Here is a 24,476-nt window from a genome sequence, read left to right as displayed (position 1 = left end):
TCGCCTACGATGTAGGGAAGCTCTCTAGACGGAAGCGCGCAGACGCCCGGCGGCCGCGCCGTACGGGCGCTACGCGTGCCTCGGCGTGAACTCCAGCCCCACGCGCCGGCAGGACCCATGCCACATGAACTCCACCTTCAAGGACCGGCGCGAGGCCGGCCGCGAACTCGCCACGCTGCTCGCGGACTACGCGAACCGCGACGACGTGATCGTGCTCGGCCTTCCGCGCGGCGGCGTGCCGGTAGCCTTCGAAGTGGCGAGCGCGCTGGGCGCCGCGCTGGACGTGCTCATCGTGCGAAAACTGGGCGTGCCGTCGCAACCCGAGCTTGCGATGGGCGCGATCGCATCCGGCGACGCCTTCTTTCTCGATGACCGCATCGTCGCCTATGCGGGGGTGAGCAAGCCCGAAGTCGACGCCGTGATCGAAAGCGAGCGCGCCGAATTGGCCCGGCGCGAAGCGATGTATCGCGGATTGCGTCCGCCGCTCGATACCGCCGGCAAGGTCGCAATCGTCGTGGACGACGGCATGGCCACCGGCGCCACTCTGCGCGCGGCCGCGATATCGCTGCGCAACGGCGGCGCCCCGCCCGCGCGGGTGATTGCGGCGTTGCCGGTCGCGCCGCTGGATGCGGCGTCGCGTTTCACCGAAGTCGTCGATTCATGCGTCTGCGTGCTTCAGCCGCGTCACTTCATGGGCGTCGGGCAGTTCTACATCGACTTCGAGCAGACGAGCGACGACGAAGTGCGCGCGCTCCTAGGACTCAGCGCCTAGCGCGTCCACGGAGCGTCGCGTTCGGCATGCGTCGCGCCGTACTTCTCCCGTGCGAGCCGCAGCACCGCGCGCTCGATCAGGCCGTCGTCCGCCAGGGCTTTCAGCGCCGAAAGCACGATGGCCACGCGATCCACTTCGAAGAAGGCGCGCAGCGACTGCCGCGTGTCGCTGCGCCCGAACCCGTCCGTGCCGAGCGTCACGTAACGGCGCGGCACATAGGCGCGGATTAACTCGGGCACCGCGCGCACGTAGTCGGTCGCGGCGATCACCGGCCCGCGCGATGCCTGAAGCGCACGCGTCACATAGGGCGTCGGCGCGTCGTCGGAGAGGCGGTCCATGCGCTCGCACGCCGCGCCATCGCGATGCAGTTCCGCATAACTCGTCACGCTCCACACGGCCGCCGCGATGTTCCAGTCGGCTTCGAGCATGGCGCGCGCGGCGATCGCCTCGTTCAGAATCGCGCCCGAACCGAGCAGTTGCACCTGAGCGCGACTCGCCTCGTCGTCGCCGGAAATGCGGTGGATGCCGCGCAGAATGCCTTCGCGCGTGGCCGCATCGAGCGTCTTGCCGGGCGCGGAGGGTTGCGCGTAGTTCTCGTTCGTGACGGTGACGTAGTAGAAAACGTCGCGTTGGCGCGTCAACATCTCCTGCATGCCCTCGTCGACGATCGCCGCGACTTCGTACGCGAACGCCGGATCGTACGCGCGGCAGTTCGGAATGGTCGATGCCGTCAGATGACTCGTGCCGTCCTGATGCTGCAAGCCCTCGCCGCCGAGCGTCGTGCGCCCGGACGTCGCGCCGATCAGAAAGCCGCGCGAACGCTGGTCCGCCGCCGCGAAAATCAGATCGCCGATGCGCTGAAAGCCGAACATCGAGTAGTAGATGTAGAACGGCAGCATCGGCAGGTCGTGGACGCTATACGACGTCGCCGCCGCGATCCACGACGAAATCGCGCCCGCCTCTGAGATGCCCTCCTCGAGAATCTGCCCGCGCGTGTCCTCGCGGTAGTAGAGCATCGAGCCCATGTCTTCCGGCTCGTAAAGCTGGCCGAGCGGCGAATAGATGCCCACTTGCCGGAACAGATTCGCCATGCCGAAGGTGCGCGCCTCGTCGGCCACCACCGGCACGATGCGCGGGCCGAGCGTCGCGTCCTTCATCAGACTGCCGAGCATGCGCACGAACGCCATGGTCGTGGACATCTCCTTGCCGGCGCTGTCGAGCGCGAATTGCGCCCAAGTGCCGAGCGCGGGCGGCACGAGCGATTCCGACGCCTTCGGGCGTCGTCGCGGCAGGTAGCCGCCGAGCGCCGCGCGGCGTTCGTGCAGATAGCGCATCTCCGGCGCGTCGTCGGCGGGCTTGTAGAACTTCAGCGCCTCGACGTCGGCATCGGAAAGCGGCAGGCGAAAGCGGTCACGGAACGCCTTCAGGTCGTCCAGATCCAGCTTCTTCTGCTGATGCGTGGTCATGCGGCCCTGCCCGACCGTTCCCATGCCGAAGCCTTTCATCGTCTTCGCGAGGATCACCGTCGGCTGGCCAGCGTGCGCCAGCGCCTTCGCATAGGCCGCATGCAGCTTGCGCACGTCGTGGCCGCCGCGCCGCAAACGGTCGATGTCTTCATCCGACAAATGCGCGGCAAGCGCGGCCAGTTCCGGGTTTTGGCCGAAGAAGCGCTCGCGGTTGTAGCGGCCGTCGTTGGCGGAGAACGTCTGAAACTGGCCGTCGACGGTATGGGCGAACGCGCGCAGCAGCGCGCCGGTGCGGTCGCGGGCGAAAAGCGCATCCCAGTCCGATCCCCACAGCACCTTGATGACATTCCAGCCCGCGCCGGTGAACTGCGCTTCGAGTTCGTCGACGATGCGCCCGTTGCTGCGCACCGGCCCGTCCAGCCGCTGCAGATTGCAGTTGATGACGAACACGAGGTTGTCGAGCCGTTCACGCGAAGCCAGCGACAGCGCGCCGATCGACTCGGGCTCGTCCATCTCGCCATCGCCGAAAAAGCCCCAGACCTTGCGCCCTTCCGTCTGCTTCAGGCCACGGTTCTCCAAATAGCGCATGAAGCGCGCTTGGTAGATGGAGTTGATCGGCCCGATGCCCATGGAGCCGGTCGGAAACTGCCAGAAATCAGGCATCAGCCACGGATGCGGATACGAGCACAGCCCCGGCCCGCCGATCTCGCGCCGGTAGTGCTGCAAGTGCGCTTCATCGAGGAAGCCTTCGAGAAAGGCTCTCGCATACACGCCCGGCGACGAGTGTGGCTGAAAGTAGACGAGATCGCCGCCGTGGTTCTCTCCCGCTGCGCGAAAGAAGTGGTTGAAGCCCACTTCGAAGAGATCCGCGGCCGACGCGTAGCTCGCAATATGGCCGCCGAGTTCGCCGTAGGCGCGGTTCGCGCGCACCACCATCGCCAGCGCGTTCCAGCGCAGCACGCCGGCGAGCTTCTCTTCGATGTCGAAGTTGCCCGGATACGGCGGCTGCTGTTCGACAGGAATGGTGTTGGCGTACGGCGTCGCGCGCGCCCGCGCCGATTCGACGCCGACCGACAGCGCGTGCTCCGCGAGGCGGTCGAACAAATATTGCGCGCGCTCCTTGCCGACGTGGGCCACCACCGCGTCGAGCGCATCGAGCCACTCGGCTGTTTCGCCGGGGTCGGCGTCTTCACGCCCCCGCGCAAGAGAAAGAAGCTGACTGGTTCCGTTCGACAAGTCGGTCATGGCGCGGCTCCGCTGGCAGGGCTAGTATCAGTCGAGGATAACCAGTCGCGCGCAGAATGTGCATCTCATTTGGCTATGAGATCGCTTTGCGGTAGTGTTCTTATTCTGCGAAAACGCGCAAAACAGGAACGTCTCGACTATGAGCACCCAGGCGAAGCAGCGGTTAGACCGCATCGACATCGGCATTCTCAACGCGCTTCAGCACAATGCGCGCATCACGAATTCGGAGCTTGCGCGCGCCGTCAATCTGTCGCCGACGCCGTGCTTCAATCGCGTGCGGGCGCTGGAGAAAGCCGGGCTTTTCAGGCAACACGTCACGCTGCTCAGTCCCGAGGCGCTGGGACTCAGCATCAACGTGTTCATTCAAGTGAGTCTGGAGAAGCAGATCAAGGACGCGCTGGCGCGCTTCGAGCAGGCGATCAGCGAGCGCCCGGAGGTCATGGAGTGTTATCTGATGACCGGCGATGCCGACTATCTGCTTCGCGTGGTGCTGCCCGACGTGGCGGCGCTGGAGCGCTTCATTCTGGAGCGGCTCACGAAGATGCCGGGCGTGTCGAATATCCGCTCGAGCTTTGCCCTCAAGCAGGTGCGCTACAAGACGGCGCTGCCGCTGCCTGCGTCCGGCCTGACGTTGCCCGAGCCGAAGAACGGAGAGGAAGACTGGGCGTGACTTGTCCTACTACAAAGGCTCCCGGAAAAGGGAGCCTTCGAACAACCGGGGTTCGCTCTCACGAAGAGAGCGGCGACCTTACGCCGAGATGTTGATATCGACGGTCGTGTTGGTCGACGACGAGCTCGACGCCTTGGCCGTGCCGCCAGCGATGTTTGCTTGAGCCAGAGCAGCGCGTTCGATCTTTTGCATTTGCATACCTTCTTGGATAACGGTTGAAGCGATAGTGCTGTAACGCCGACGTCGCAGCTTTAAGCCGTGATCGTGACGGAGACGTTGGTGGTCGACGAAGACGTGCTCGACGCCTTGGCGGTGCCACCAGCGATGTTTGCCTGAACCAGAGCTGCGCGGTCGATTTTTTGCATGAGAGTGCTTCTCGCTTGAAACAGAAAAATGTAGGTAATACGCCGGAAGAGATCTGCGCTGCGCGCAATCCCGGCCAGCGCCGCCCTCAGTCACGACGACTATTCGTTTTGCACAACGAACGGATAACTGCATTCGCGATCGACTGAGTGGGAGAAAGTCTATCGAAGTCGCCCCCGGAACTGAACGCTGAAAAGTCTGAACTATCGAAGCTATTCTGTGCTGCTTCGCTGCGCGGACGTTTTATAGCAGCCGTCCGGAGACAGTTTCTGCACGCAATATGCGCAAAGGCAGCAGAATGCCCATTCCGGCAATCACTCGTCAGGAACATGAGCTCAACCTCACTGCCAGAAGCGCCTTCATGGCAAGACGTCGTCGATCAGACGGCGCGCGCGCTCGCGTGCGGCGCGCTGCGTCCGTTCGAGACGATCGAGCGCGTCGTCGAGGAAGGCGGCGTGCGCTTTCTCGTGCGGCAAGCGGCCAATCTCGCGCGCAAGGACGAGGCCGCGAAGCTCGCGGCCAAGTCTGCCACCGATGCTGCAAGCGCGTGGCGCGATCCGTTCTCGCCATGCGAGGACGCGTTGCGCGTCGGCGATATCGGCGAGAGGCACTTTCTGTTGCTGAACAAGTTCAATGTCATTGCGCACCATCTGCTGATCGTGACGACGCAGTTCGAGCCGCAAGAAGCCCTTCTCGACACGGACGATTTCGCCGCCCTGCTCGCGTGCCTGAACCCGTACGACGGGCTCGGCTTCTACAACGGCGGCGCCGTCGCCGGATCGAGCCAGCCGCACAAACACATGCAGATGGTGCGGCTGCCGCTCGATGGTCTTCGAGCGCCCATTGAACCGTTGATCGCTAACGCGCGAAACGGCGCGATCTTCCGCGTGCCGGGGCTCGCGTTCGGTCACGCGGCGGCGTGGCTCGACGACTCGTCCGGGAACACGCCGCACCGCGCGCACGACACTTATCGACGGTTACTGGACGCAATCGGCGTCGAACCGCTGGACGTCGCCGGGGCAACGCATCAGGCCGCGCCGTACAACTTGCTTATCACCCGCCGCTGGATGCTCGCCGTGCCGCGCACGGTGCCCGACGTCGAAGGCATCGCAATCAACGCGCTCGGCTTCGCCGGTTCGTTTTTCGTGCGGGACGACGCCCAGCGCCGCATCGTCGAGACGCTCGGGCCGATGAACCTGCTCGCCCGCGCCGCGCGGGCTTGAAAAGCGCCGGCGCGGCCCGCATGTCGCCTCTCGAATATCGGGAGTCCAACATGGGAAGCCGGCCACAATTCATCGACGATCTTGCGCGCGGCCCGCAAGACGCCCCGCAGTCACAGCCGCAGCCGCTCGACGACACTCCGCTGCTCGACGCGTATTCGCGCACGGTGATCGGCGCGCTCGAACGCGTGCAGCAGGCCGTCGTTTTCATTTCGGTCGAGCGCGAACTGGCCGATGCCCGCGGCGCGCGCCGTCAGGCGGGCGGCACCGGCTCGGGGTTCATCTTCACCCCCGACGGTTATCTGCTGACCAACAGCCACGTCGTTCACGGCGCGACGCGCATTACCGTGACGCTCGCTGACGGCGCGCACTTTCACGCCGATCTCGTCGGCGACGATCCGGGCAGCGATCTCGCGGTGCTGCGCATCGGCTCGCCGGAGCCGCTGCCGCATGTCGAGCTCGGGGAATCCGGGAAGCTGCGGGTCGGCCAGATCGCAATCGCGGTGGGCAATCCGCTCGGCCTTGCGCAGACGGTGACGACAGGCGTCGTCTCGGCGCTCGGACGGTCGCTTCGCTCGACCTCCGGCCGCATGATCTACGATGTGATCCAGACCGATGCCGCGCTCAATCCCGGCAACTCGGGCGGTCCGCTCATCAATTCGGCGGGACAGGTGATCGGCGTGAACACGGCCATTATTTCGGGCGCGCAGGCCATTTCGTTCGCGACTGCCATCGATACGGCCAAGTGGGTCATCATGCAGATTTTCGCGTACGGACGCGTCCGGCGCGCCTACATCGGCGTGGCGGGAACGACCGCGCCGGTGTCGCGGCGCGTGCAACGCTTCTTCGGGCTGACCTCGGCGAGCGCGGTCCACGTGATGGAAGTCGTCAAGGGCAGTCCGGCCGCGCTGGGCGGGCTGCGCACGGGCGACCGTATCGTTGCGGTGGATGGCGTGAGCGTCGATAGCGTCGACGGTTTGCAGCGCGCGCTGGATGCATCGCGTATCGAGCGCGCGGTGAAGGTCGCGGTGCTGCGCGGCACGCAGATGATCGATGTCGACGTGACGCCGGTCGAGCAGACGGGATGATGGTTGGCGGGCGGCGCCCGACGCGCGCCGCTCAACTGAATCCACGGCGCCGGGAGCGCTTGATATAGTCGCGACGCTCAGGTATCCAATCGATCTCGTTCCTCCATGTTCAAACTCGCCACCTCATTCGCCGTTGCTGTTCTATTGGCCGCGTGCATGTCGCCTGCCCCTTCCGCCACCGGCGTTACTGCAGACCAGCCCGCCCCGCGGGCCAATCCGCAGATAGGACTTCCAAACCCCGCTTCCACGAATTGCATCCGCCGAGGCGGGACGCTGCGAATCGTCGATAGTGGCGACGGCCAGATCGGCATATGCCGCTTTCCAAGCGGCAAGTCGTGCGAGGAATGGGCGCTGCTTCGCGGCCAATGCTCGCCAGATCAGGAGTAACCGGTCCTACCTGGGCGCGTTTCCTCCGTAGCGCAACGCCGGCGCAATTTTGAGATACATCCGATGGCAAGCAAAAGCACACTATCTCAAAATTGAACCTGTCCAAACGCAACCGAGGTAACGAATCATGAGCCCCTTCTTCCTGATCGACGTCGCAGCCCTGTCCCGCCAGTCTGACCTGCGCCGCAATTCCCTTAACCAGGCGGTGCCGACGACGATTCTCGAGACGCTTGCACGCCTGCTCTCTTCGCTTTTTCATTAATCGACGGGCGCATGGCATCAAATGCCGGAGTTCCGAAGTTCGACTTTCGTCTTCGTTTAGCCTGCCTAACGAATTAAAACATTTGATCAAACCGAGGCGAACACATGGACGCCGCTACGCTGATCGTGCGAAGCTTGGCTCCTTTGATTAATACAAAAAAAATCGCCGATGAATCAAATCAACGAGCAAGCCGCACCGGAAACCGACACACGCCCCGCATCATTCCAGCTTGATCGCGACATGGCACTGTTCGTCGGAAAGAACATCGATTACTACAGTCGCAAATGGGTGATTCAAAACCCGCGCACGTCGAAGCTAACCTGGAACGGCGCCGCGTTCCTCTTAGGGCCGGTCTGGCTCGTGTACAGGAAAATGCACTGGCAAGCCGCCGCATACATTGCGATCGCTGTGGCTTGCACCGTAGCGACGTCTTCGCTGAGTGATGGCATCAATCATGCGCTTTCTTACGCGTTTCCGGTGACAATGGGGTTCAGCGGTAATTTAATTTACCTCGCGCACGTCGAGAAGGTTCGCAAGAAGGTCAGCGATTCTCCCTTACCGGCTGAAATACGCGACGCCGAGCTAGTCCGTCGCGGAGGCACGAATCCCGTCGCCGCGTGGCTTCTCGGTATTGCAATTATCGTGCTTACGGCCGTGGCGGTAATCAGCGCGTGAGACAGCGTCTAACTGAGTCGCTATTCAACGTCTGAACAAGTGGACGGCTTCATTTCAGCCAAAAGCGAAAATGCCGTCTCGCGACGGCATTTTCATTCAGCTTCGTTCAATCACGCCTCAAGCAGCGATTCGCGCATGCTCCGTTTCCACGCGATCGTCGCCCGCGTCTTCGCCGTCGTCGTAAAGATGGAGCAGCCGATAGCCGCTCTTATACACCGGCTGCAGGCGGAAGTGATTCACCGGCTCGATCTCCAGCGCGAGACGCAAACGCGACACATGGCTATCTATGGTGCGCGTGGTTTCGCGGAATTCGCGGCCCCAGACCATCGCGAAAATGTGATCGCGCGATAACACGCGGCCGATATTCGAGAAGAATAGCTGCGCCAGCCGGAATTGCGTGCCGCTCAATTGCACCGGGCGGCCGCGCACGGTGACGGTCTGCTGGCGCGAATCGAAGCGATACGGCCCGATCTCCAGGCACGCGCTGGAAGTCGTCGGATACGCGCGGCGCAGCAACGCTTCGACACGCGCGCCGAACTCGCCCGGACGGATGGGATAGACCACGAAGTCGTCCGCGCCCGCCGTCAGCGCGCAGACGACGTTGTGCTCCGCGCCGTCCGCAGTGGCGAACATGACGGGAACGCGCTCGCCGAAGCTCGAGCGCACGGATTTCAGCAGATCGAGTCCGCACAGACCCGTCGAGTTCCAGTCGAGGATCAGCAGATCCACGGTCGAGCGGGACAGCGCCTTGGAAAGCAGCAGGCCGTCGCCGAAGGTGACGACAGTGTGTCCGAGTCGTTTGACGACTTCGGCGATGAGATTTCGGTAACTTGGGTCGGTTTGCAAAACGGCGACGCGCATAGTGTCAAGCCTGATGAGTCTAAGGACATGGGCCGATACCGCTTTCGCGGCATCTCCCCGGGCGTCTCGTTACAAAAAGAGACGGCAAATACAGGCACGCATTCTGGTCAGCGCGACCACCCTTTCCCATCGGACTCCTCCGAAATGTCAACGCATGTAACCGCCGCGCGCCGTCAGTGGCGCGAGCACGCGACATTCGAATGTGATTTTTTGTGTAGTGGCGACTTACATCCTGTAACATGCCGCCTTCGGCTTACATCGAGCCGAAAGTCCCCGCTTCCGCCGCCTTACAGAGACGGCGGAAGCGCAAGCTGCGACACGGCTGTCCGCCGGCATGCGCAGCGCGGTGACGGGCGCGTGTTTCGGACCGCTCCCCAGTCGTTCCCGTTTTCGCGCTCACCCGGCGCATCGGACATCCCGCAGGGCACCGCCTCGTCCCATGCGTCGCTCGACCGCACGCGTGGCTTTTCTCATTACGGGTTCTCATTCGATGCAGGCAACACCTTTCGACGGCGCGTCGCACGCCGCCGGCCGCGCGCTCACGCGCGGCGATTACAAGACGCTCGCGCTCGCCGCGCTCGGCGGCGCGCTCGAGTTCTACGACTTCATCATCTTCGTGTTCTTCGCGCCGGTCATCGGCCAACTGTTCTTCCCGGCGTCCATTCCTGACTGGCTGCGGCAATTGCAGACTTTCGGCATCTTCGCCGCCGGGTATCTGGCGCGGCCGCTCGGCGGTATCGTGATGGCGCATTTCGGCGATCTGCTCGGACGCAAGCGCATGTTCACGCTTTCCGTCCTGCTGATGTCGGTGCCGACGCTTTTGATGGGCCTCTTGCCCACGTACGCGTCCCTCGGTCTCATGGCGCCGGTTCTGCTGCTGGTGTTCCGCGTGATGCAGGGCGCGGCGGTCGGCGGCGAAGTGCCGGGCGCGTGGGTGTTCGTCTCGGAACACGTGCCGCGCCGTCATATCGGCTATGCGTGCGGCACGCTCACGGCGGGCCTGACCGCGGGCATTTTGCTCGGCTCGCTGATCGCGACCGCCATCAACAAGACGTTTGCTCCTGCCGATGTCGCGAGCTTCGCGTGGCGTCTGCCGTTCCTGCTCGGCGGTTTGTTCGGGCTTTGCTCGGTCTATCTGCGCCGCTGGCTGCATGAAACGCCAGTGTTCGCCGAACTGCAGAAGCGCAAGTCGCTGGCGGCGGAACTTCCGCTGAAGGCGGTCCTGCGCGACCACGGCCGCGCCGTCATCGTGTCGATGCTGCTCACGTGGATGCTCTCGGCCGCCATCGTCGTCGTGATTCTGATGACGCCCACGCTGCTCCAGAAGCAGTTCCACATTGCGCCGGCCACGGTGCTGATCGCGAACTGCGCCGCGACGCTCTGCCTCACGGTCGGCTGCGTGCTCGCGGGCGCGATTGCCGGCCGAATCGGCGCGGGCAAGACGCTTTTCGTCGGCGCGTTCCTGCTGGCGGGCTCGTACTACGCGCTGTTCCAGCAAGTCGCAGTCGATGCCTCGACGCTGCTGCCGTGGTACGCGCTCACGGGCTTTACGGTCGGCGTGATCGGCGCGATTCCGTTCGTGATGGTCAAGTCGTTCCCGCCCGCCGTGCGCTTTTCGGGCATCTCGTTCTCGTACAACGTCGCGTATGCAATCTTCGGCGGACTCACGCCGATCGTCGTTTCGCTGATGATGAAATCGAGCCCGGCCGCGCCCGCGCTGTATGTCGGCGCGCTGTGCGTGGTCGGCGCGGTGACCGCGCTCTTCATCAAGGAAGCGCGCTGAACCCGCAAGCCGGTTCGTCGTGACGGAAAGACAATGGCGCACCCCTCGGCGGTGCGCCATTTTCATTTCAGGCGAGGCCGAAACATCCCGCGCGTCACGCGCCTACGATGAGCGGCATGAACTCGAACCTGTCTTCCCGCCAGTTGTGCGTCGTCGCCGCAACGAGCGTCGGCTTCGTCGTCTCGCAGCTCGATGTTTCGATCGTGAATGTCGCGCTCGCGAGCATTGCACATGATCTCGGCGCGAGCGTCGCGAGCCTGCAATGGACCGTGGACGCCTACGCGCTCGCATTCGCCGCGCTGATGCTTTTGGCCGGCTCGCTCGGCGACCGGCTCGGCGCGCGGCGGCTGTTTGTCGGCGGCCTCGCGGTCTTCGCGTTCGCTTCGCTCGTCTGCGCCTTTTCGCGCGATGCCGCGCAGCTGATCGCGGCGCGCGCAATCCAGGGCGTCGGCGCGGCAGCGATGCTGCCGAATTCGCTCGCGCTGCTGAACGCCGCGTGCGGCCACGATCGGCGCGTGCGGGCGCGCGCGGTCGGACTATGGACGGCGGCGGGCGCGGTGTCCATCGCGGCAGGCCCGATTGTCGGCGGTGCGCTGATCGCGACGTTCGGCTGGCGCAGCATCTTCTGGGTCAATCTGCCGATCTGCGCGGCGGGCGTCGCGGCGACGCTCGCATGGGTGGACGAGTCGCCGTCGCACGGGCGCGGCGACGGCATCGACGTGAGCGGCCAGGCGCTCGCCATCGTGGCGCTCACGGCGCTGGTCGGCGCGGTGATCGAGGCGCGGCCGCTCGGGCTGTCGCATCCGCTCGTGACCGGCGCATTCGTGATCGCGGCGACGGCGACGGCCGCGTTCATCGCAGTCGAGAGAAAAAGCCGCGCGCCGATGCTCCCGCTCGCGCTCTTTAGCGAACGCACGTTTAGCGCTGCGGTGCTGTTCGGCATCGCCGTGAACTTCACCTACTATGGAAGCGTGTTCGTGCTGAGTCTGTATCTGCAACGCGTGCTCGGCCTGACGCCGTTGCAGACCGGCCTCGCGTTCTTGCCGCTCACGGGCGGCTTCCTGCTGTCGAATCTCGCGAGCGGTCCGGTGGTGGCGCGCTTCGGCTCGCGCGGCCCGATGATCGCCGGCGCCTTGCTCGACGCGGCGGGTTTCGCGGCGCTCGCTTTCGTCGATGCCCACACGCCGACGGTCGCTCTGCTGCTTCCGTTTCTGCTGATCCCGTCCGGCATGGGCGTGGCCGTTCCCGCGATGACGACCGCGCTGCTCGGCACCGTCGGCCAGCGGCGCGCGGGAACGGCGTCGGCTGTTCTGAACACCGCGCGGCAGGCTGCCGGCGCAATGGGCGTGGCCGCGTTCGGCGCGTTGGCGGGCCACGCGGGAGGCGCGGCGGCATCGGCGCAAATCGTCGATGCGGTGCGCTGGTCGGCGGCTGCTTCGGTGGCGATGCTGGCGTTCGCGGCGGTCATCGCGCGCGGCGTGCGCGGCGGGACGGCGGCGGACGGCGATCAAGCCGCGGACCGGCACCGACGCGCGGCGAAATAGCTTGGCGCATCGGCGGGAACACAGGTTGCGAACCGGCTCAGGTCACTTCAAGGAGAACCCGCATCATGTCCAACCAGCCACACGCCCCAGAAGAAACCGTCGAACCTGATCCGGACAAGTTGCTCGATCCGGATGCGGCGCCGAATCCCGACGATCCCGACATGCCGGACGGTCCCGATTCGGCGATGCCGCTCGTCCCGGCCGATCCGAAGAACGGCGAGCCGCGCATGTAGCGGCTTCTTCGTGTCCGCATGAGACGAATGCCCGCGCACCCTTCCGGGCTGCGCGGGCATCGTCGGATAGAAACACGCTAGAGGCTCGTCGTCTGAACCTCGCCGGTTTCCAGCGCCCGTTCGATCAACGCTTCCTGCTGCGCCTTGCGCACTGCGTCCGCGACGAACGTATCCGGTGCTTCCACTTCCGCCCTGATCGTGCCGATGATGCCATCGGCCTGGACGATGACGAGCGATTCCGCCGAGTCCGCCCGGCTGATGATGACGCGCTGCGGTCCGCCGCCTTCCGCGATGCTCGCGCAAAACTGCATGCGCTCGCCGCCGATCACGTGTTCGAATGTCTGAATCATGGCTGCCTTCTGCGTTGGTTGGACAAAAGCTGACGCAGGCACCGGCGCGTGTTGATAGCGCGCGCCGCTCCCCTCCTGTTGATTGATTCGCGCGGCGGCAGCAGGTTCCACATCACCCGTCAGCGACGCTCGCCGTGCGCCCGATGGAGTATGCGCGCGGTGGCGTCGTCTGCGGGGAAAAAGGCTTCGATTGCAAGCTCGGCGAGCGTGATATCGACCGGCGTGCCGAATACCGTGGTCGTGCTGATGAGCGACAGCACGCCGAGGTCCGTGCGCAAGCGCAGCGGCACGACAACAAGATCGGTTGCGCCGCGTTCGGCGCGTCCCGCGTGCGGCGGCGCGGGATACGCTTCGAGTTCGTCGAGCAGCGCGGCGAGCGTCGTGTCGCCTGACACGTCGATCTGCCGACGCAGCCGCGCAAGCAGATGCGCGCGCCACTCGTGCCAGTTCTCGATGGCGCTCGCGAGCCCGCGCGGATGCAGCGACAGGCGCAGCACGTTGACCGGCGGCGCAAGCAACGACGCATCCGCCGCTGCGACAAGCGGTTGCAACGCGGCATTGGCGGCGATCATCGTCCAGTGACGATCCACCGCGAGCGCGGGATACGGCTCGTGGCCCTTCAGCACGAGCTCGATGGCACGCCGCGCGGGTTCGAGCTCCGCGTCCGCAAGTGGCCGCTCCTTGTACAGCGGCGCATAGCCCGCCGCGAGAAAGAGCGCATTGCGCTCGCGCAAAGGCACGCCTAGTTGCTCGGCGAGCCGGATCAGCATGTCGCGGCTCGGCACTGAGCGGCCGGATTCGATAAAGCTCAAGTGGCGCGTCGAAACGTCCGCTATACAAGCAAGCTCAAGCTGACTCATGCGCCTGCGTTGACGCCATTCGCGCAGCAACATGCCCACCGTGGCAGGCGTGACGCCCGGCGCGCGGGCCTTGGCTTCGGTCAGTGTCGTGTCCATGCGCCGATGTTAGACGAAGCGCATGGCAGCAATCCATTACCTTGCGCATAAAGCATGCGCGTAAGTTTTACCTTGACGGAGGCCGCCTCGAAATCTTTGCGGGCGCCACCCTAAATGTCGGCGTGTACCGCGCCGTTAAAAAGCCCAGCATCATGCAGACAATGCATTGCGAGCCGTGCGTGTTTCGCTAACGAGTGCGCACGGCTCGCAACGCCCGGACATTTGCGGAGAAATCATGTTTGTCGTTATCGGATGGGTACTCGTCATCGGCTCCGTCATCGGGAGCTTCATGGGGGTCGGCGGTCACTTGGCGGCCCTCGTTCAGCCTTTTGAATTGCTGTGTATTTTCGGCGCGGCCATCGGGGCGTTCGTCGTATCGAACCCCACGTCCACGCTCAAGAAAACCTTGCAGGCACTGCCCAAGATCTTCAAAGGCGGCGGGTATAGCAAAGAGAAATACCTCTCGCTCATCGCGTTGCTGTACGAACTGCTGCAGAAGGCCCGCAAGGAAGGAATGATGGCGCTCGAAGCGGACGTCGACGCGCCCGAGTCCAGCCCGGTCTTCCAGAAGTACGAACACGTGATGGCGGATCATCACCTGCTCGATTTCATCGTCGATTACCTGCGCATGATGTCGGCGGGCAACGTGAACGCGCTCGAATTGCAGGACCTGATGGACGAGGAACTCGAGACGCATCACACGGAAAGCGCGGTGGCCGCGAACGCCATTCAGAAGATGGCGGATGGCTTGCCCGCATTCGGCATCGTGGCCGCGGTGATGGGCGTGGTGCACACGATGGGCTCGGTCGGTGCAGCGCCCGCCGTTCTCGGCGAGATGATCGCGGGTGCGCTCGTCGGCACGTTCCTCGGCATCTTGCTCGCGTACGGCTTCATCGGCCCGCTCGCGGACCTGCTCAACGCGAAGGGCGCGGCAGAAGCCAAGCCGTTCCAGTGCGTGAAGTCCGTGCTGCTCGCATCGATGAACGGCTATGCGCCGACGGTCGCTGTCGAGTTCGGCCGCAAGGTGCTCTTCACGGCGGACCGTCCGAGCTTCAAGGAACTGGACGACGCGGTGCGCGCCACCAAGTCGCCGAAGTCGGCCTGACCCGCTTCTGCGTAGACACAAGGAGCATCGTTCATGGCTGAAAGACCGTCTCGCGACCCGTTGCAATCCGTGCTCGCGCCCACTGTCGTCGTGCGTCGCAAGAAGAAGGGCGGCGGCCACGGCGGCCATCATGGCGGCGCGTGGAAGATCGCCTATGCGGACTTCGTGACCGCAATGATGGCGTTCTTCCTCTTGATGTGGCTGCTCGGCTCCACGTCGAAGTACGACAAGGAAGGCATCGAGCAATACTTCAATACGCCGCTCTCGGCGCTGTTCGGCAACGAAGGCGGCGCCTCCGCCCATACGAGCGTCATCAACGGCGGCGGCAAGGACCTGTCCAGCTCGCGTCCCGGCGAAGCCAACAAGAGCCAGACGCAGCCGGTGCCGCCTTCCGTCGCGCGCGCGGCCGTTGCCGTCGACGACATGCAGCGCCTGCAACAACTGAAGCAGAAGCTGACCGCGCTGATCGAGAACACGCCCGCATTGCGCGCGTTCAAGGATCAGATCCGCATTGCGATCACGAGCGAAGGCTTGCGCATCGAGATCGTCGATTCTTTGAAGCGGCCGATGTTCGCATCGGGCAGCTCGAAGCTCGAAAGCTATGTGACGACGATTCTGTCCAACATCGGCGCATCGCTCAACGACGTGGACAATCGCGTGTCGATTGCAGGCCATACGGATGCCGTGCCCTACTCGGGCAATCAGAAAGGCTATTCGAACTGGGAACTGTCGAGCGAGCGCGCGAACGCGGCGCGGCGTGCGCTGGTCGCGGGCGGCATGAACGAAGGCAAGGTGCTGCAAGTGCGCGGTCTCGCAGACGCCCTGCCGCTCAACAAGGACGTCATCGACGAGCCGACGAACCGGCGCATCAGCATTCTCGTGCTGAACAAGGCGGCTGAACTCGCATTCTTCCGCGATGGCGGACGCACCACGGTCGATCAGGCACTGCCCGCCGACGCTGCGATTCCCGCTGCCGTCGCGGCGAAATCGAATACGCCGGTCGCTGTCGTCAAGTAAGCGGTAAGCAGTAATCGGTTCGCGTAGGCCTCGCGCTTACGCGAACCACTCGGTCGCGGTCTGCACGACGAGCCAGATGTTCGCGGCGCTGATGACGATGAAAAGCAGCCACGCGATCACCTTCGTATGCGACGCGTTCGCAAAGCTGCCCATGAGCGCGCGATCGCTCGTCATGCGAATCAGCGGATACAGCGCGAACGGCAATTGCAGACTCAGCACGACCTGGCTCGCGACCAGCAGCTTCCCGACCGCGCCATTACCAAGCATATAGACCCCGATCAGCGCAGGCACCAGCGCGAGCGCCCGCGTGATGAAGCGCCGCTGATAACACGGAATCTTCAGGCGCAGAAAGCCTTCCATGATGACCTGCCCGGCAATGGTCCCCGTGAAGGTCGAGCTTTGCCCCGAAGCGAAGAGCGTCACAGCGAACAGAATGGCGGCGAGCCCGCTGCCGACGATGGGCGCGAGCAGCTTGTATGCGTCCTCGATCTCAGTGACCTGCGTGTGACCTGTCGCATGAAACGCGGAAGCCGCGAGAATCAGGATCGCGGCGTTGATGAGGAGCGCAAGCATCAATGACGCGATGGTGTCGAGCCGCGAAAGCCTGATCGACGAAGCAAGATCCTTCGGCTCGCGAGTGACCACGCGTGTCTGCACGATGGACGAATGCAGATACAGGTTATGCGGCATCACGGTCGCGCCCAGAATGCCGATGGCGAGATAAAGCGGCTCGCGCTCGGACAGCACGTGAAACGATGGCACGAGTCCCGCCGCGACGGACGGCCAGTGCGGCTTCACGAGCGCCAACTCCACGATGTATCCCACGCCGATGGTCGCGATGAGCCCGAGCATGATCGCTTCGAGGTCGCGGAAGTTCTTGCCCTTCAGCCCCAGCACGATGAGCGTGTCGAATGCCGTGAGCACCACGCCCCACATCAGCGAACAGCCGAAGAGCAGATGAAACGCGAGCGCGCCGCCGAGCACTTCGGCGAGATCGCACGCAATGATCGACAACTCCGCGAGCATCCATTGCGCATTCGCGACAGGCTTCGCGTAACGCTCGCGCGACAACTGCGCGAGATCGCGGCCGGTGACGATGCCAAGGCGCATCGACAGACATTGCAGCACCATCGCTGCGATGCTCGACAACACGACGACGAACAGCAGGCTATAGCCATAGCGCGAGCCTGCTTCGATGTCGGTTGCCCAATTGCCGGGGTCCATGTAGCCGATCGAGATGAGCAGCCCCGGCCCCGCGAATTGCAGCAGCTTTTTCCAGAGCGGCGTGCCCGGCGCAACGATGACGGAGCCTTTGACTTCGGACGGGCAGAACGGAGCGGTAGCGGTAGTCGGCAGCTTGAACGGCAATTGATCGTATCCGGTTCGATAAAGGAAGGCGCGGCGTCGAGCATTTCGTCGGATGAGCCAGCCTCGCGCGCAGGCGAGTCTATCACTGGCGGCGCCGTCTTTCAGGCAGCCGACACGCGCGCGCCGCTGACCGAAACGTCATGTACGCGCCAGCATCTCGTCACGGTACGACAAATAGAATTCAGCCGTGGCGAAAGCGCTCTTCTCTGCTGTCGCTCACCGTTCCCGACCGCATGCCGCGATCGCCCCTCACCCGTTATCAGGAGTTCGCCATGAAACTCGTCATGCGTATCGTTGCCGCCGCGCTTATTGCCTCGCCCGTCGCCGCGATGGCCCAGCAAGGCCTCACGCGCGATCAGGTCAAGCAGGACCTTCAGCAACTTGAGCAGGCCGGCTATCGGCCGGCGGCACGCGAGGCGTTCTATCCCGACGACATTCAGGCTGCCGAAGCGCGCGTGCATGAAGGCACGGCGTATGGTGCATCGCCGGAAGGCACGTCGGTCTCGGGCGGCGCGATGTCGAACACGCCTTCGCAACAGATGCCGCAATAGTCCGCGCATCTTTCCCGGCAACCGCCGCAAACAGGCGAATTCTCGCAACCACTCGTGCTTACAATGGACCGGTCCACGGCACGTCAGCCGTGGACGCGCATTGCGATTGCGTCCGTCCATCATCTGCATGAGGAGTTCGCCATGAAGCCAGTCACGCGCATTGCCATCGTTGTGTTCGCGCTCTCGCCGCTTGCCGCCGCCGCGCAGTCGAACGGTTTGACGCGGCAGCAGGTCCGCGACGACCTGATCAGAGCCGAGCGGGCCGGATACTTTCCGGGCGTCGACGATCAACGCTATCCCGGCAGCTTCCTCGACCGACGCGAGGGCATCTATACCGGCGCAAGCGTGTATCGCTCGGCGGCACCGCAATCGTCGCCCAACGACACCAACGGCAACTTGAACTGATGCCGTAGTGGAGCGATCGGCCCACGCGGTCGCTCCGCTTTCCATGAACGTCCGAACGTTCGCGTAACAGCGAAAATGACCGCTGCGCCATTTTCGCGTCATTATCTCGTTGGTGCCCGCGCACTACCATAGCGGCACCGAACGTAAGGCGCCCGCCTCTTCGTGGAACGCCGCGCGCTGACCAGCACGATTCCGGCGCCCTTCCCCGCACTCTCCTAACGACTCAATGTGGATCGTCAACGTTGCGCTGAAGCGCCCCTATACGTTCATCGTCATGGCCATCATGATCGTGCTGGCCACGCCGTTCGCCCTCTTGACCACGCCGGTAGACGTGCTCCCCGAGATCGACATTCCCGTGGTCAGCATCATCTGGACGTACACGGGCTTGTCGTCGCAGGACATCGCCAATCGCATCACGTCCGTCAACGAGCGCAGTCTGACGACGACGGTCAATAACATCGAGCACATCGAGTCGCAGTCGCTTCCCGGCATCGCCATCATCAAGCTGTTCCTGCAGCCGACCGCCAACATTCAGACGGCGATTGCGCAGACGGTAGCCGTCGAGCAGGCGCAGCTCAAGCAGATGCCGCCGGGCGCGACGCCGCCGCTCGTCATCAGTTATTCGGCGTCGAGTATTCCGGTGATTCAACTCGGCTTGTCGAGTCCCAAGCAGTCGGAGCAGGAACTGAACGACACCGCGCTCAACTTTCTGCGTCCGCAACTGGTGACCATTCCGGGCGCGGCCGTGCCGTATCCGTATGGCGGCAAGACGCGCCTGATTTCCGTGGACCTGAACACGCGGGCGCTTCTCGCCAAGGGCCTCACGCCGATAGATGTGGTGAGCGCCGTCAACGCGCAGAACCTGATTCTGCCGACCGGGACCGCGAAGATCGGCTCTAAGGAATACACGATTAACATGAACGGCTCGCCGACGACGGTGGCGGGCCTGAACGACATCCCGGTGCGCACGGTGAACGGCGCCACCACGTACTTGCGTGAAGTAGCGCACGTACGCGACGGTTCCTCGCCGCAGACGAATATCGTGCGGCAGGACGGTCGACGCGGCGTGCTCATTTCAGTGCTGAAGAACGGCAATGCGTCGACGCTCGCCATCGTCAATACGTTGCATAGCCTCTTGCCGCAAGCACGCGCCGCGCTGCCGCAAGATCTCAAGATCACTGCGCTCTTCGACCAGTCCGTCTTCGTCAAGGCCGCCGTGGAAGGCGTGATCCGCGAAGCGTTGATTGCGGCTGCATTGACCGCCGCGATGATCCTGCTCTTTCTCGGCAACTGGCGCAGCACGTGCATCATCGCCGTCTCGATTCCGTTGTCGATTCTTTCTTCGCTGCTCGCGTTGCATGCGCTCGGGCAGACCATCAACATCATGACGCTCGGCGGCCTGGCGCTTGCTGTCGGCATACTGGTCGACGACGCGACCGTGACGATCGAGAACATCGAGCGTCATCTGCACATGGGCACGGACTTGCACGAAGCGATTCTCGAAGGCGCGGGCGAAATCGCCGTGCCTGCGCTCGTTTCCACGCTATGCATCTGCATCGTGTTCGTGCCGATGTTCTTCCTGACCGGCGTGGCCCGCTACCTGTTCGTGCCGCTCGCGGAAGCCGTCGTCTTCGCGATGCTCGCGTCGTATGTCCTCTCGCGCACCCTCGTGCCGACGCTCGCGATGCTTCTGATCGGCCACGCGCACGCAGCGGATGGGAAGGCCCGGCCGAATCTCTTCATGCGGCTGCATCGCCGGTTCGATCACGGTTTCGAACGCATGCGCGCTGCTTACATCGTGATTCTGAGTACCCTGCTCGTGCGGCGGCGCGTGTTCGGCTCGCTATTTCTGGGCTTCTGTCTGTTGTCGGCAGGACTCGTGTTCGTGCTCGGCGAAGACTTCTTCCCGAGCGTCGATGCAGGCGATATCCGCATGCACATGCGCGCCCCGACCGGCACGCGCATCGAGGAAACTGCGCGTCTTGCGGATGAAGTGGAGAAAGTCGTCCGCAAGGTCGTGCCGCAGGACGAACTCGCCACCATTCTCGACAACCTCGGCCTGCCGTATAGCGGTATCAACCTGTCGTATAGCAACGCGGGCACCATCGGCACGCTGGATGGCGAGATACAGGTCGCGCTCAAGCCCGACCATGCGCCGACGCAAACCTACATCGACCAGTTGCGCTCCCTGCTGCCGCGCCTCTTTCCCGGTGTCGAGTTCTTCTTTCAGCCAGCGGATATCGTCACGCAGATTTTGAACTTCGGTCTGCCCGCGGCCATCGACGTGCAGATTCAGGGGCAAAATCAGCAAGGCAATTTCCAGGTGGCCAGCAACCTGATGAAGCAGATACGCATGATCCCCGGCAACGTGGATACGCATATCCAGCAGAAACTCGACCAACCCACGCTGAATCTCGTGATGGACCGCACGCGTTTGCAGCAGCTCAATCTGTCCGCGAGCAATGTCGCGCAGAACGTGCTGATTTCGCTGTCGGGCAGTTCGCAGACGTCGCCGGGCTTCTGGTTCAATCCGCGCAACGGCGTCGAATACAACATGGCGGTGCAGACGCCGCAGTATCAGATATCGTCGATCGATGAACTGATGCGCACGCCGGTCTCCGCGCCCGGCACGGGGCCGACGCAATTGCTCGGCAACCTCGTGCGTTTGTCCCCGCAGAGTCAGTTCGCAGTCGTGTCGCACTACAACATCCGCCCTGTCATCGATATCTTCGTGAGCGTGGAAGGACGCGATCTCGGCAGCGTCGCGCGTCGCGTGAACGAGCTCGTCGATCAGGCGCGCGGCACGCTGCCACGCGGAAGCCAGATCGCCGTGCGCGGACAGGTGGAGACCATGCGCACATCGTTCTTCGGCCTGGGCGTCGGCGTCGCGATGGCGATCGTGCTCGTGTATCTGCTGATCGTCGTGAACTTTCAGTCATGGGTCGATCCGCTCATCATCGTGAGCGCACTGCCTGCCGCGCTTGCAGGCATCATCTGGATGCTCTTCCTCACGGGCACGCATCTGTCCGTTCCGGCGCTGACCGGCGCAATCATGACGATGGGCGTGGCCACCGCGAACAGCATCTTGATGGTGTCCTTCGCGCGCCAACGCCTCGCGGCCGGCGCGCCGCCGCTCACGGCTGCGCTCGAAGCCGGCGCGAGCCGCATTCGCCCTGTGTTGATGACCGCCTTCGCGATGATCATCGGCATGATTCCGATGGCGCTCGGCCTCGGCGAAGGCGCGGAGCAGAACGCGCCGCTCGGCCGCGCGGTCATCGGCGGCCTGCTGTTCGCCACCGTATCGACGCTCTTCTTCGTGCCGCTCGTATTTGCCGGCATTCACGCGCGGCTCGCACGCCGCGCACGGCGCAACGACGAAGCGCAGCATCACGATCAACATTGAACCGCATCACGCCCGAAGCCGAACATGACTGAAAAGAACCACGCATCGCTGGCCATTCCCGCGCGCGATCCCGACGAAGGCCCGGCGCTGCCGCCGCGCAACCTCGAATGGAAGCGCGCGAAGATTGCGATCGTCATCGTGCTCGCGCTGCTGGCGATAGGCGCGGCGCGCACGGTCGTGAGCGAGCTCGTGCATAACCGCTCGGTCGCCACGCGCACGCAGCAGAACGCCCAGCAATACGTCAACGTGGCTTCGCCGACGCAAACGGACGGCAGCGGAGAAACCACGCTGCCGGGCACGTTGCGCGGCTTCGTCGAGTCGCCGATCTATGCGCGCGCAACCGGTTATCTGCTGCACTGGTATGTCGATATCGGCGCGCGCGTGAAGCAGGGACAATTGCTCGCCGATCTCGACACGCCCGAGATCGATCAGGAACTCGCGCAGGCTGTCGCGCAACGCGACCAGACCGCATCGAGCCTCGGGCTTGCGAAGACATCGCTCGAACGGTGGAAGCAATTGCGCCAACGCGATGCCGTTTCGCAGCAGGAACTGGATGAACGCCAGAGCACCTATAACCAGGATGTCGCCAACCTCGCGGCCGCCGATGCCAACGTGAAGCGCCTGCGCCAGCTCGAATCGTTCAAGCGTATCGTGGCGCCGTTTGCTGGCGTCGTCACGCAGCGCAATGTCGATGTCGGCGATCTCATCGATGCAGGCAGTGGCGCAAGCCGCGCGCTCTTCGCGCTCGCGCAGTCCGATCCGTTGCGCGTGTATGTGCAACTGCCGCAGGCCTATGCGCAGAACGTGTCGGTCGGGCAGCAGGTGGTCGTCACGCAAGCCGAGCTGCCGGGGCAACAGTTTCACGGCAAGATCACGCATATCTCCGGCGCGATCGATGTCCCCACGCGTTCACTGCAAATCGAAGTCACGCTGCCCAATGCCGATGGACGCCTGCGCCCCGGTGCGTATGTGCAGATCGCGGTGCCGTCCGTCGCGCACGCGCGTCTGATTGTTCCCGGCAACGCGTTGCTGTTTCGCTCGGAGGGTCCGCGCCTGGCCGTCGTCGATTCGAGCGGACACGTGCATCTGCACAAGATCGTGATCGCGCAGGACCTCGGGCAGACGCTGGAGATCGAGAGCGGCATCGAAGCAAACGAGAAGATCATCATCAACCCGAGCGACTCGGTGGCGGACGGCGATCATGTCGTGATCGCGCCGCAACAAGGCCAGCAGCACGAGCAGCAGCAACAACCCGAGCAGCAGGCGAGCGACAAGAAGGCCGCATCATGAGACGCATCGCCTCTATCGCGTTGCTGTCGATGCTCGCGGCCTGCACGGTCGGCCCCGACTATCAGCGGCCGCTTGCCGACACGCCGCCGACATGGACGACGGACTCGTACTGGCGCGTGGGCGAGCCTTCGCACGCGCCGCTTGCCCTCGACTGGTGGCGCGGCTTCGATGACGACATTCTCGACGGGCTCGAAACTCAGGCGCTCGCACAGAACCAGACGCTCGCCGCCGCGAGCGCGCATTACGAGCAGGCTCGCGCGACACTCGCGCAAACGTCATCGCTCGCGCTGCCCGAAGTGGATCTCGGCGCACAAGCGGCACGCACGCGCACCTCGCGCAATCGCCCGGTGAACAACTACAGCACGCCGAGCATGTCGACCGTGCAGAACGATCTCAAGCTCGCGCCCACGGTCGATTACGACCTCGATCTCTTCGGCCGCATTCGCCGCGAAGTGGAAAGCGCGCAGGCATCGGAAGACCAGACACGCGATGACCTCGCCAACGCGCGCCTCGTCTTGACCACCGATCTCGCGAGCGCTTACTTCTCGATGCGCGAACTCGATGCTGAGATCGACGTGCTCAATCGCTCGGTGAAGTTGCAGGAGAAGGCGCTCGACTACGTGAATACACAGCACAGTCTCGGCGCGGTATCCGGCCTCGATGTGTTGCAACAGCAATCGCAGCTCGATTTGACGCGTGTGCAAGCGCAACTGCTGCTCAATCAGCGCGCGCAATACGAGCACGCGATCGCCGCGCTGGTCGGCACGCCCGCGCCGCAATTCTCGATTGCCGCGAAAATCGATGAACGCCCGATTCCGCCGATTCCGCTCGGCCTGCCGAGCGACGTGCTGCAACGCAGGCCCGATGTCGCGTCCGCAGAACGCGCGATGGCCGCCGCCAACGCGCAGATCGGAGTGGCAAAGGCCGCGTTCTTTCCGAGCCTCACGTTGCACGGCTCTATCGGCTGGGAAAGCACCGCGCTCACGAACCTGATCTCTGCGCCGAGTCTCTTGTGGACCATCGGCACGATGGCGAGCCAGGTCGTGTTCGATGGCGGCCGTCGCTCGGCGGCGGTCGCATTCGCGAGCGAGGGGTATCGCGCAACGGAAGCGAATTACCGTCAGACCGTGTTGAACGCGTTCCAGCAAGTGCAGGACGGCATCGTCGGACTCTCCGTGCTGGATGGCGCAGCGAAGCAGTCGCATGCCGCCGTGATGGATGCGCAGCGCCTGCTCTCGCTCGCGAATGACCGCTATTCCGGCGGCCTCGTCGCCTATCTCGACGTCATCACGGCGCAGCAGCAGTTGCTCACGAGCGAGCGGCAGGACGTGCAAATTCGCGGCCAGCAGCATACGGTATCGGTCGCGCTCGTGAAGGCATTGGGCGGCGGATGGGATGTGAGCGAGCCGGCGCAGACGCAAGATGTCGCCGACGCGCGTGCCAAGTGAATACCGCCGCGGCA

General features: G+C 64.0%; 22 protein-coding genes. 17 read left to right on the top strand and 5 right to left on the bottom strand.

Annotation, left to right across the window (positions count from 1 at the left end):
* Positions 1 to 124 precede the first annotated feature (124 nt).
* Positions 125 to 772 (top strand): phosphoribosyltransferase, encoded by a 648-nt coding sequence (locus tag LDZ26_RS15730; protein ID WP_244850076.1) that lies wholly within the window; start codon positions 125 to 127, stop codon positions 770 to 772.
* Here the strand turns inward: LDZ26_RS15730 and mdeB are convergent.
* Positions 769 to 3,483, bottom strand: a complete 2,715-nt coding sequence (gene mdeB / locus LDZ26_RS15725; RefSeq protein WP_244850075.1) for an alpha-ketoglutarate dehydrogenase — start codon at positions 3,481 to 3,483, stop codon at positions 769 to 771. The two genes, LDZ26_RS15730 and mdeB, sit on opposite strands and share 4 nt — an antisense overlap.
* Positions 3,484 to 3,622: 139 nt before the next feature.
* Here mdeB and LDZ26_RS15720 point away from each other — a divergent pair, with 139 nt between their 5' ends.
* The 6 genes from LDZ26_RS15720 to LDZ26_RS15700 all read left to right on the top strand — a co-directional run bounded on the left by LDZ26_RS15720 (position 3,623) and on the right by LDZ26_RS15700 (position 8,148).
* Positions 3,623 to 4,153: an Lrp/AsnC family transcriptional regulator gene (locus LDZ26_RS15720; RefSeq protein ID WP_244850074.1), complete on the top strand. Its 531-nt coding sequence runs from the start codon at positions 3,623 to 3,625 to the stop codon at positions 4,151 to 4,153.
* A 692-nt stretch (positions 4,154 to 4,845) separates the two neighbouring features.
* The gene (locus LDZ26_RS15715) at positions 4,846 to 5,739 is read left to right on the top strand and encodes a DUF4922 domain-containing protein (RefSeq protein ID WP_244850073.1); all 894 of its coding nucleotides are present in this window, start codon (positions 4,846 to 4,848) and stop codon (positions 5,737 to 5,739) included.
* Positions 5,740 to 5,789: 50 nt separating this feature from the next.
* Positions 5,790 to 6,824, top strand: coding sequence for a S1C family serine protease (locus tag LDZ26_RS15710; RefSeq protein ID WP_244850072.1), 1,035 nt, complete (start codon positions 5,790 to 5,792; stop codon positions 6,822 to 6,824).
* Positions 6,825 to 6,929: 105 nt separating this feature from the next.
* The gene (locus tag LDZ26_RS15705; RefSeq protein WP_370650726.1) at positions 6,930 to 7,211 is read left to right on the top strand and encodes a DUF333 domain-containing protein; all 282 of its coding nucleotides are present in this window, start codon (positions 6,930 to 6,932) and stop codon (positions 7,209 to 7,211) included.
* A 127-nt stretch (positions 7,212 to 7,338) separates the two neighbouring features.
* The gene (locus LDZ26_RS25540) at positions 7,339 to 7,473 is read left to right on the top strand and encodes a hypothetical protein (RefSeq protein ID WP_255775051.1); all 135 of its coding nucleotides are present in this window, start codon (positions 7,339 to 7,341) and stop codon (positions 7,471 to 7,473) included.
* Between the two features lie 168 nt (positions 7,474 to 7,641).
* Positions 7,642 to 8,148, top strand: coding sequence for a DUF2628 domain-containing protein (locus LDZ26_RS15700; protein ID WP_244850071.1), 507 nt, complete (start codon positions 7,642 to 7,644; stop codon positions 8,146 to 8,148).
* 117 nt (positions 8,149 to 8,265) lie between these two features.
* Here LDZ26_RS15700 and LDZ26_RS15695 read toward each other — a convergent pair whose 3' ends face one another.
* Complete coding sequence (locus LDZ26_RS15695) at positions 8,266 to 9,009, bottom strand: response regulator transcription factor (protein WP_206469465.1); 744 nt, start codon at positions 9,007 to 9,009, stop codon at positions 8,266 to 8,268.
* Positions 9,010 to 9,499: 490 nt separating this feature from the next.
* On the opposite strand from LDZ26_RS15695, the gene LDZ26_RS15690 reads away from it, so the two are divergent.
* The 3 genes from LDZ26_RS15690 (at position 9,500) to LDZ26_RS15680 (ending at position 12,569) form a co-directional block, all read left to right on the top strand.
* Positions 9,500 to 10,792 (top strand): MFS transporter, encoded by a 1,293-nt coding sequence (locus LDZ26_RS15690; protein ID WP_244850070.1) that lies wholly within the window; start codon positions 9,500 to 9,502, stop codon positions 10,790 to 10,792.
* Positions 10,793 to 10,899: 107 nt separating this feature from the next.
* On the top strand, positions 10,900 to 12,336 hold the full coding sequence (locus LDZ26_RS15685; RefSeq protein ID WP_244850069.1) for an MFS transporter: 1,437 nt from the start codon (positions 10,900 to 10,902) through the stop codon (positions 12,334 to 12,336).
* 65 nt (positions 12,337 to 12,401) lie between these two features.
* Positions 12,402 to 12,569 carry a hypothetical protein gene (locus tag LDZ26_RS15680; RefSeq protein WP_244850068.1) on the top strand — a complete coding sequence of 56 codons (168 nt, stop codon included), beginning with the start codon at positions 12,402 to 12,404 and terminating at the stop codon, positions 12,567 to 12,569.
* A gap of 77 nt (positions 12,570 to 12,646) precedes the next feature.
* Here LDZ26_RS15680 and LDZ26_RS15675 read toward each other — a convergent pair whose 3' ends face one another.
* Positions 12,647 to 12,919, bottom strand: coding sequence for a hypothetical protein (locus tag LDZ26_RS15675; protein ID WP_175941399.1), 273 nt, complete (start codon positions 12,917 to 12,919; stop codon positions 12,647 to 12,649).
* Between the two features lie 119 nt (positions 12,920 to 13,038).
* The gene (locus tag LDZ26_RS15670) at positions 13,039 to 13,875 is read right to left on the bottom strand and encodes a helix-turn-helix domain-containing protein (RefSeq protein ID WP_244850067.1); all 837 of its coding nucleotides are present in this window, start codon (positions 13,873 to 13,875) and stop codon (positions 13,039 to 13,041) included.
* Between the two features lie 235 nt (positions 13,876 to 14,110).
* Between LDZ26_RS15670 and motA the strand changes: the two genes are divergently transcribed.
* Together motA and motB are read left to right on the top strand one after the other, a co-directional pair.
* The gene (motA, locus tag LDZ26_RS15665; protein ID WP_244850066.1) at positions 14,111 to 14,980 is read left to right on the top strand and encodes a flagellar motor stator protein MotA; all 870 of its coding nucleotides are present in this window, start codon (positions 14,111 to 14,113) and stop codon (positions 14,978 to 14,980) included.
* Positions 14,981 to 15,013: 33 nt separating this feature from the next.
* The gene (motB, locus tag LDZ26_RS15660) at positions 15,014 to 15,997 is read left to right on the top strand and encodes a flagellar motor protein MotB (RefSeq protein ID WP_244850065.1); all 984 of its coding nucleotides are present in this window, start codon (positions 15,014 to 15,016) and stop codon (positions 15,995 to 15,997) included.
* 36 nt (positions 15,998 to 16,033) lie between these two features.
* Here motB and LDZ26_RS15655 read toward each other — a convergent pair whose 3' ends face one another.
* Positions 16,034 to 17,365 (bottom strand): Nramp family divalent metal transporter, encoded by a 1,332-nt coding sequence (locus LDZ26_RS15655; protein ID WP_244850064.1) that lies wholly within the window; start codon positions 17,363 to 17,365, stop codon positions 16,034 to 16,036.
* 272 nt (positions 17,366 to 17,637) lie between these two features.
* Between LDZ26_RS15655 and LDZ26_RS15650 the strand changes: the two genes are divergently transcribed.
* From LDZ26_RS15650 to LDZ26_RS15630, 5 genes are all read left to right on the top strand, one after another.
* Positions 17,638 to 17,916, top strand: a complete 279-nt coding sequence (locus LDZ26_RS15650) for a DUF4148 domain-containing protein (RefSeq protein ID WP_244850063.1) — start codon at positions 17,638 to 17,640, stop codon at positions 17,914 to 17,916.
* Between the two features lie 141 nt (positions 17,917 to 18,057).
* Positions 18,058 to 18,321, top strand: a complete 264-nt coding sequence (locus tag LDZ26_RS15645) for a DUF4148 domain-containing protein (protein WP_244850062.1) — start codon at positions 18,058 to 18,060, stop codon at positions 18,319 to 18,321.
* A 226-nt stretch (positions 18,322 to 18,547) separates the two neighbouring features.
* The gene (locus LDZ26_RS15640; protein ID WP_244850061.1) at positions 18,548 to 21,724 is read left to right on the top strand and encodes an efflux RND transporter permease subunit; all 3,177 of its coding nucleotides are present in this window, start codon (positions 18,548 to 18,550) and stop codon (positions 21,722 to 21,724) included.
* Between the two features lie 24 nt (positions 21,725 to 21,748).
* Positions 21,749 to 23,014 (top strand): efflux RND transporter periplasmic adaptor subunit, encoded by a 1,266-nt coding sequence (locus tag LDZ26_RS15635; protein ID WP_244850060.1) that lies wholly within the window; start codon positions 21,749 to 21,751, stop codon positions 23,012 to 23,014.
* The gene (locus LDZ26_RS15630; protein ID WP_244850059.1) at positions 23,011 to 24,462 is read left to right on the top strand and encodes an efflux transporter outer membrane subunit; all 1,452 of its coding nucleotides are present in this window, start codon (positions 23,011 to 23,013) and stop codon (positions 24,460 to 24,462) included. Before LDZ26_RS15635 ends, LDZ26_RS15630 begins: the two co-directional genes overlap by 4 nt.
* Positions 24,463 to 24,476: the final 14 nt, after the last annotated feature.

Origin of the sequence: Caballeronia sp. SL2Y3 (genome assembly GCF_022879575.1) — a bacterium.
GTDB lineage: Bacteria > Pseudomonadota > Gammaproteobacteria > Burkholderiales > Burkholderiaceae > Caballeronia.
This window is presented reverse-complemented; position numbering and strand designations above follow the sequence as displayed.

Excerpts from the sequence above, each read along its gene's own strand:
- LDZ26_RS15710 (WP_244850072.1), top strand. The coding sequence starts at position 5,790 with ATGGGAAGCCGGCCACAATTCATCGACGATCTTGCGCGCGGCCCGCAA.
- LDZ26_RS15700 (WP_244850071.1), top strand. The coding sequence starts at position 7,642 with ATGAATCAAATCAACGAGCAAGCCGCACCGGAAACCGACACACGCCCC.
- motA (WP_244850066.1), top strand. The coding sequence starts at position 14,111 with ATGTTTGTCGTTATCGGATGGGTACTCGTCATCGGCTCCGTCATCGGG.
- LDZ26_RS15690 (WP_244850070.1), top strand. The coding sequence starts at position 9,500 with ATGCAGGCAACACCTTTCGACGGCGCGTCGCACGCCGCCGGCCGCGCG.
- LDZ26_RS15670 (WP_244850067.1), bottom strand. The coding sequence starts at position 13,875 with ATGGACACGACACTGACCGAAGCCAAGGCCCGCGCGCCGGGCGTCACG.
- mdeB (WP_244850075.1), bottom strand. The coding sequence starts at position 3,483 with ATGACCGACTTGTCGAACGGAACCAGTCAGCTTCTTTCTCTTGCGCGG.
- LDZ26_RS15715 (WP_244850073.1), top strand. The coding sequence starts at position 4,846 with ATGAGCTCAACCTCACTGCCAGAAGCGCCTTCATGGCAAGACGTCGTC.
- LDZ26_RS15695 (WP_206469465.1), bottom strand. The coding sequence starts at position 9,009 with ATGCGCGTCGCCGTTTTGCAAACCGACCCAAGTTACCGAAATCTCATC.
- LDZ26_RS15685 (WP_244850069.1), top strand. The coding sequence starts at position 10,900 with ATGAGCGGCATGAACTCGAACCTGTCTTCCCGCCAGTTGTGCGTCGTC.
- LDZ26_RS15630 (WP_244850059.1), top strand. The coding sequence starts at position 23,011 with ATGAGACGCATCGCCTCTATCGCGTTGCTGTCGATGCTCGCGGCCTGC.
- LDZ26_RS15645 (WP_244850062.1), top strand. The coding sequence starts at position 18,058 with ATGAAGCCAGTCACGCGCATTGCCATCGTTGTGTTCGCGCTCTCGCCG.
- LDZ26_RS25540 (WP_255775051.1), top strand. The coding sequence starts at position 7,339 with ATGAGCCCCTTCTTCCTGATCGACGTCGCAGCCCTGTCCCGCCAGTCT.
- LDZ26_RS15720 (WP_244850074.1), top strand. The coding sequence starts at position 3,623 with ATGAGCACCCAGGCGAAGCAGCGGTTAGACCGCATCGACATCGGCATT.
- LDZ26_RS15680 (WP_244850068.1), top strand. The coding sequence starts at position 12,402 with ATGTCCAACCAGCCACACGCCCCAGAAGAAACCGTCGAACCTGATCCG.
- LDZ26_RS15730 (WP_244850076.1), top strand. The coding sequence starts at position 125 with ATGAACTCCACCTTCAAGGACCGGCGCGAGGCCGGCCGCGAACTCGCC.
- motB (WP_244850065.1), top strand. The coding sequence starts at position 15,014 with ATGGCTGAAAGACCGTCTCGCGACCCGTTGCAATCCGTGCTCGCGCCC.
- LDZ26_RS15650 (WP_244850063.1), top strand. The coding sequence starts at position 17,638 with ATGAAACTCGTCATGCGTATCGTTGCCGCCGCGCTTATTGCCTCGCCC.
- LDZ26_RS15705 (WP_370650726.1), top strand. The coding sequence starts at position 6,930 with ATGTTCAAACTCGCCACCTCATTCGCCGTTGCTGTTCTATTGGCCGCG.
- LDZ26_RS15635 (WP_244850060.1), top strand. The coding sequence starts at position 21,749 with ATGACTGAAAAGAACCACGCATCGCTGGCCATTCCCGCGCGCGATCCC.
- LDZ26_RS15675 (WP_175941399.1), bottom strand. The coding sequence starts at position 12,919 with ATGATTCAGACATTCGAACACGTGATCGGCGGCGAGCGCATGCAGTTT.
- LDZ26_RS15640 (WP_244850061.1), top strand. The coding sequence starts at position 18,548 with ATGTGGATCGTCAACGTTGCGCTGAAGCGCCCCTATACGTTCATCGTC.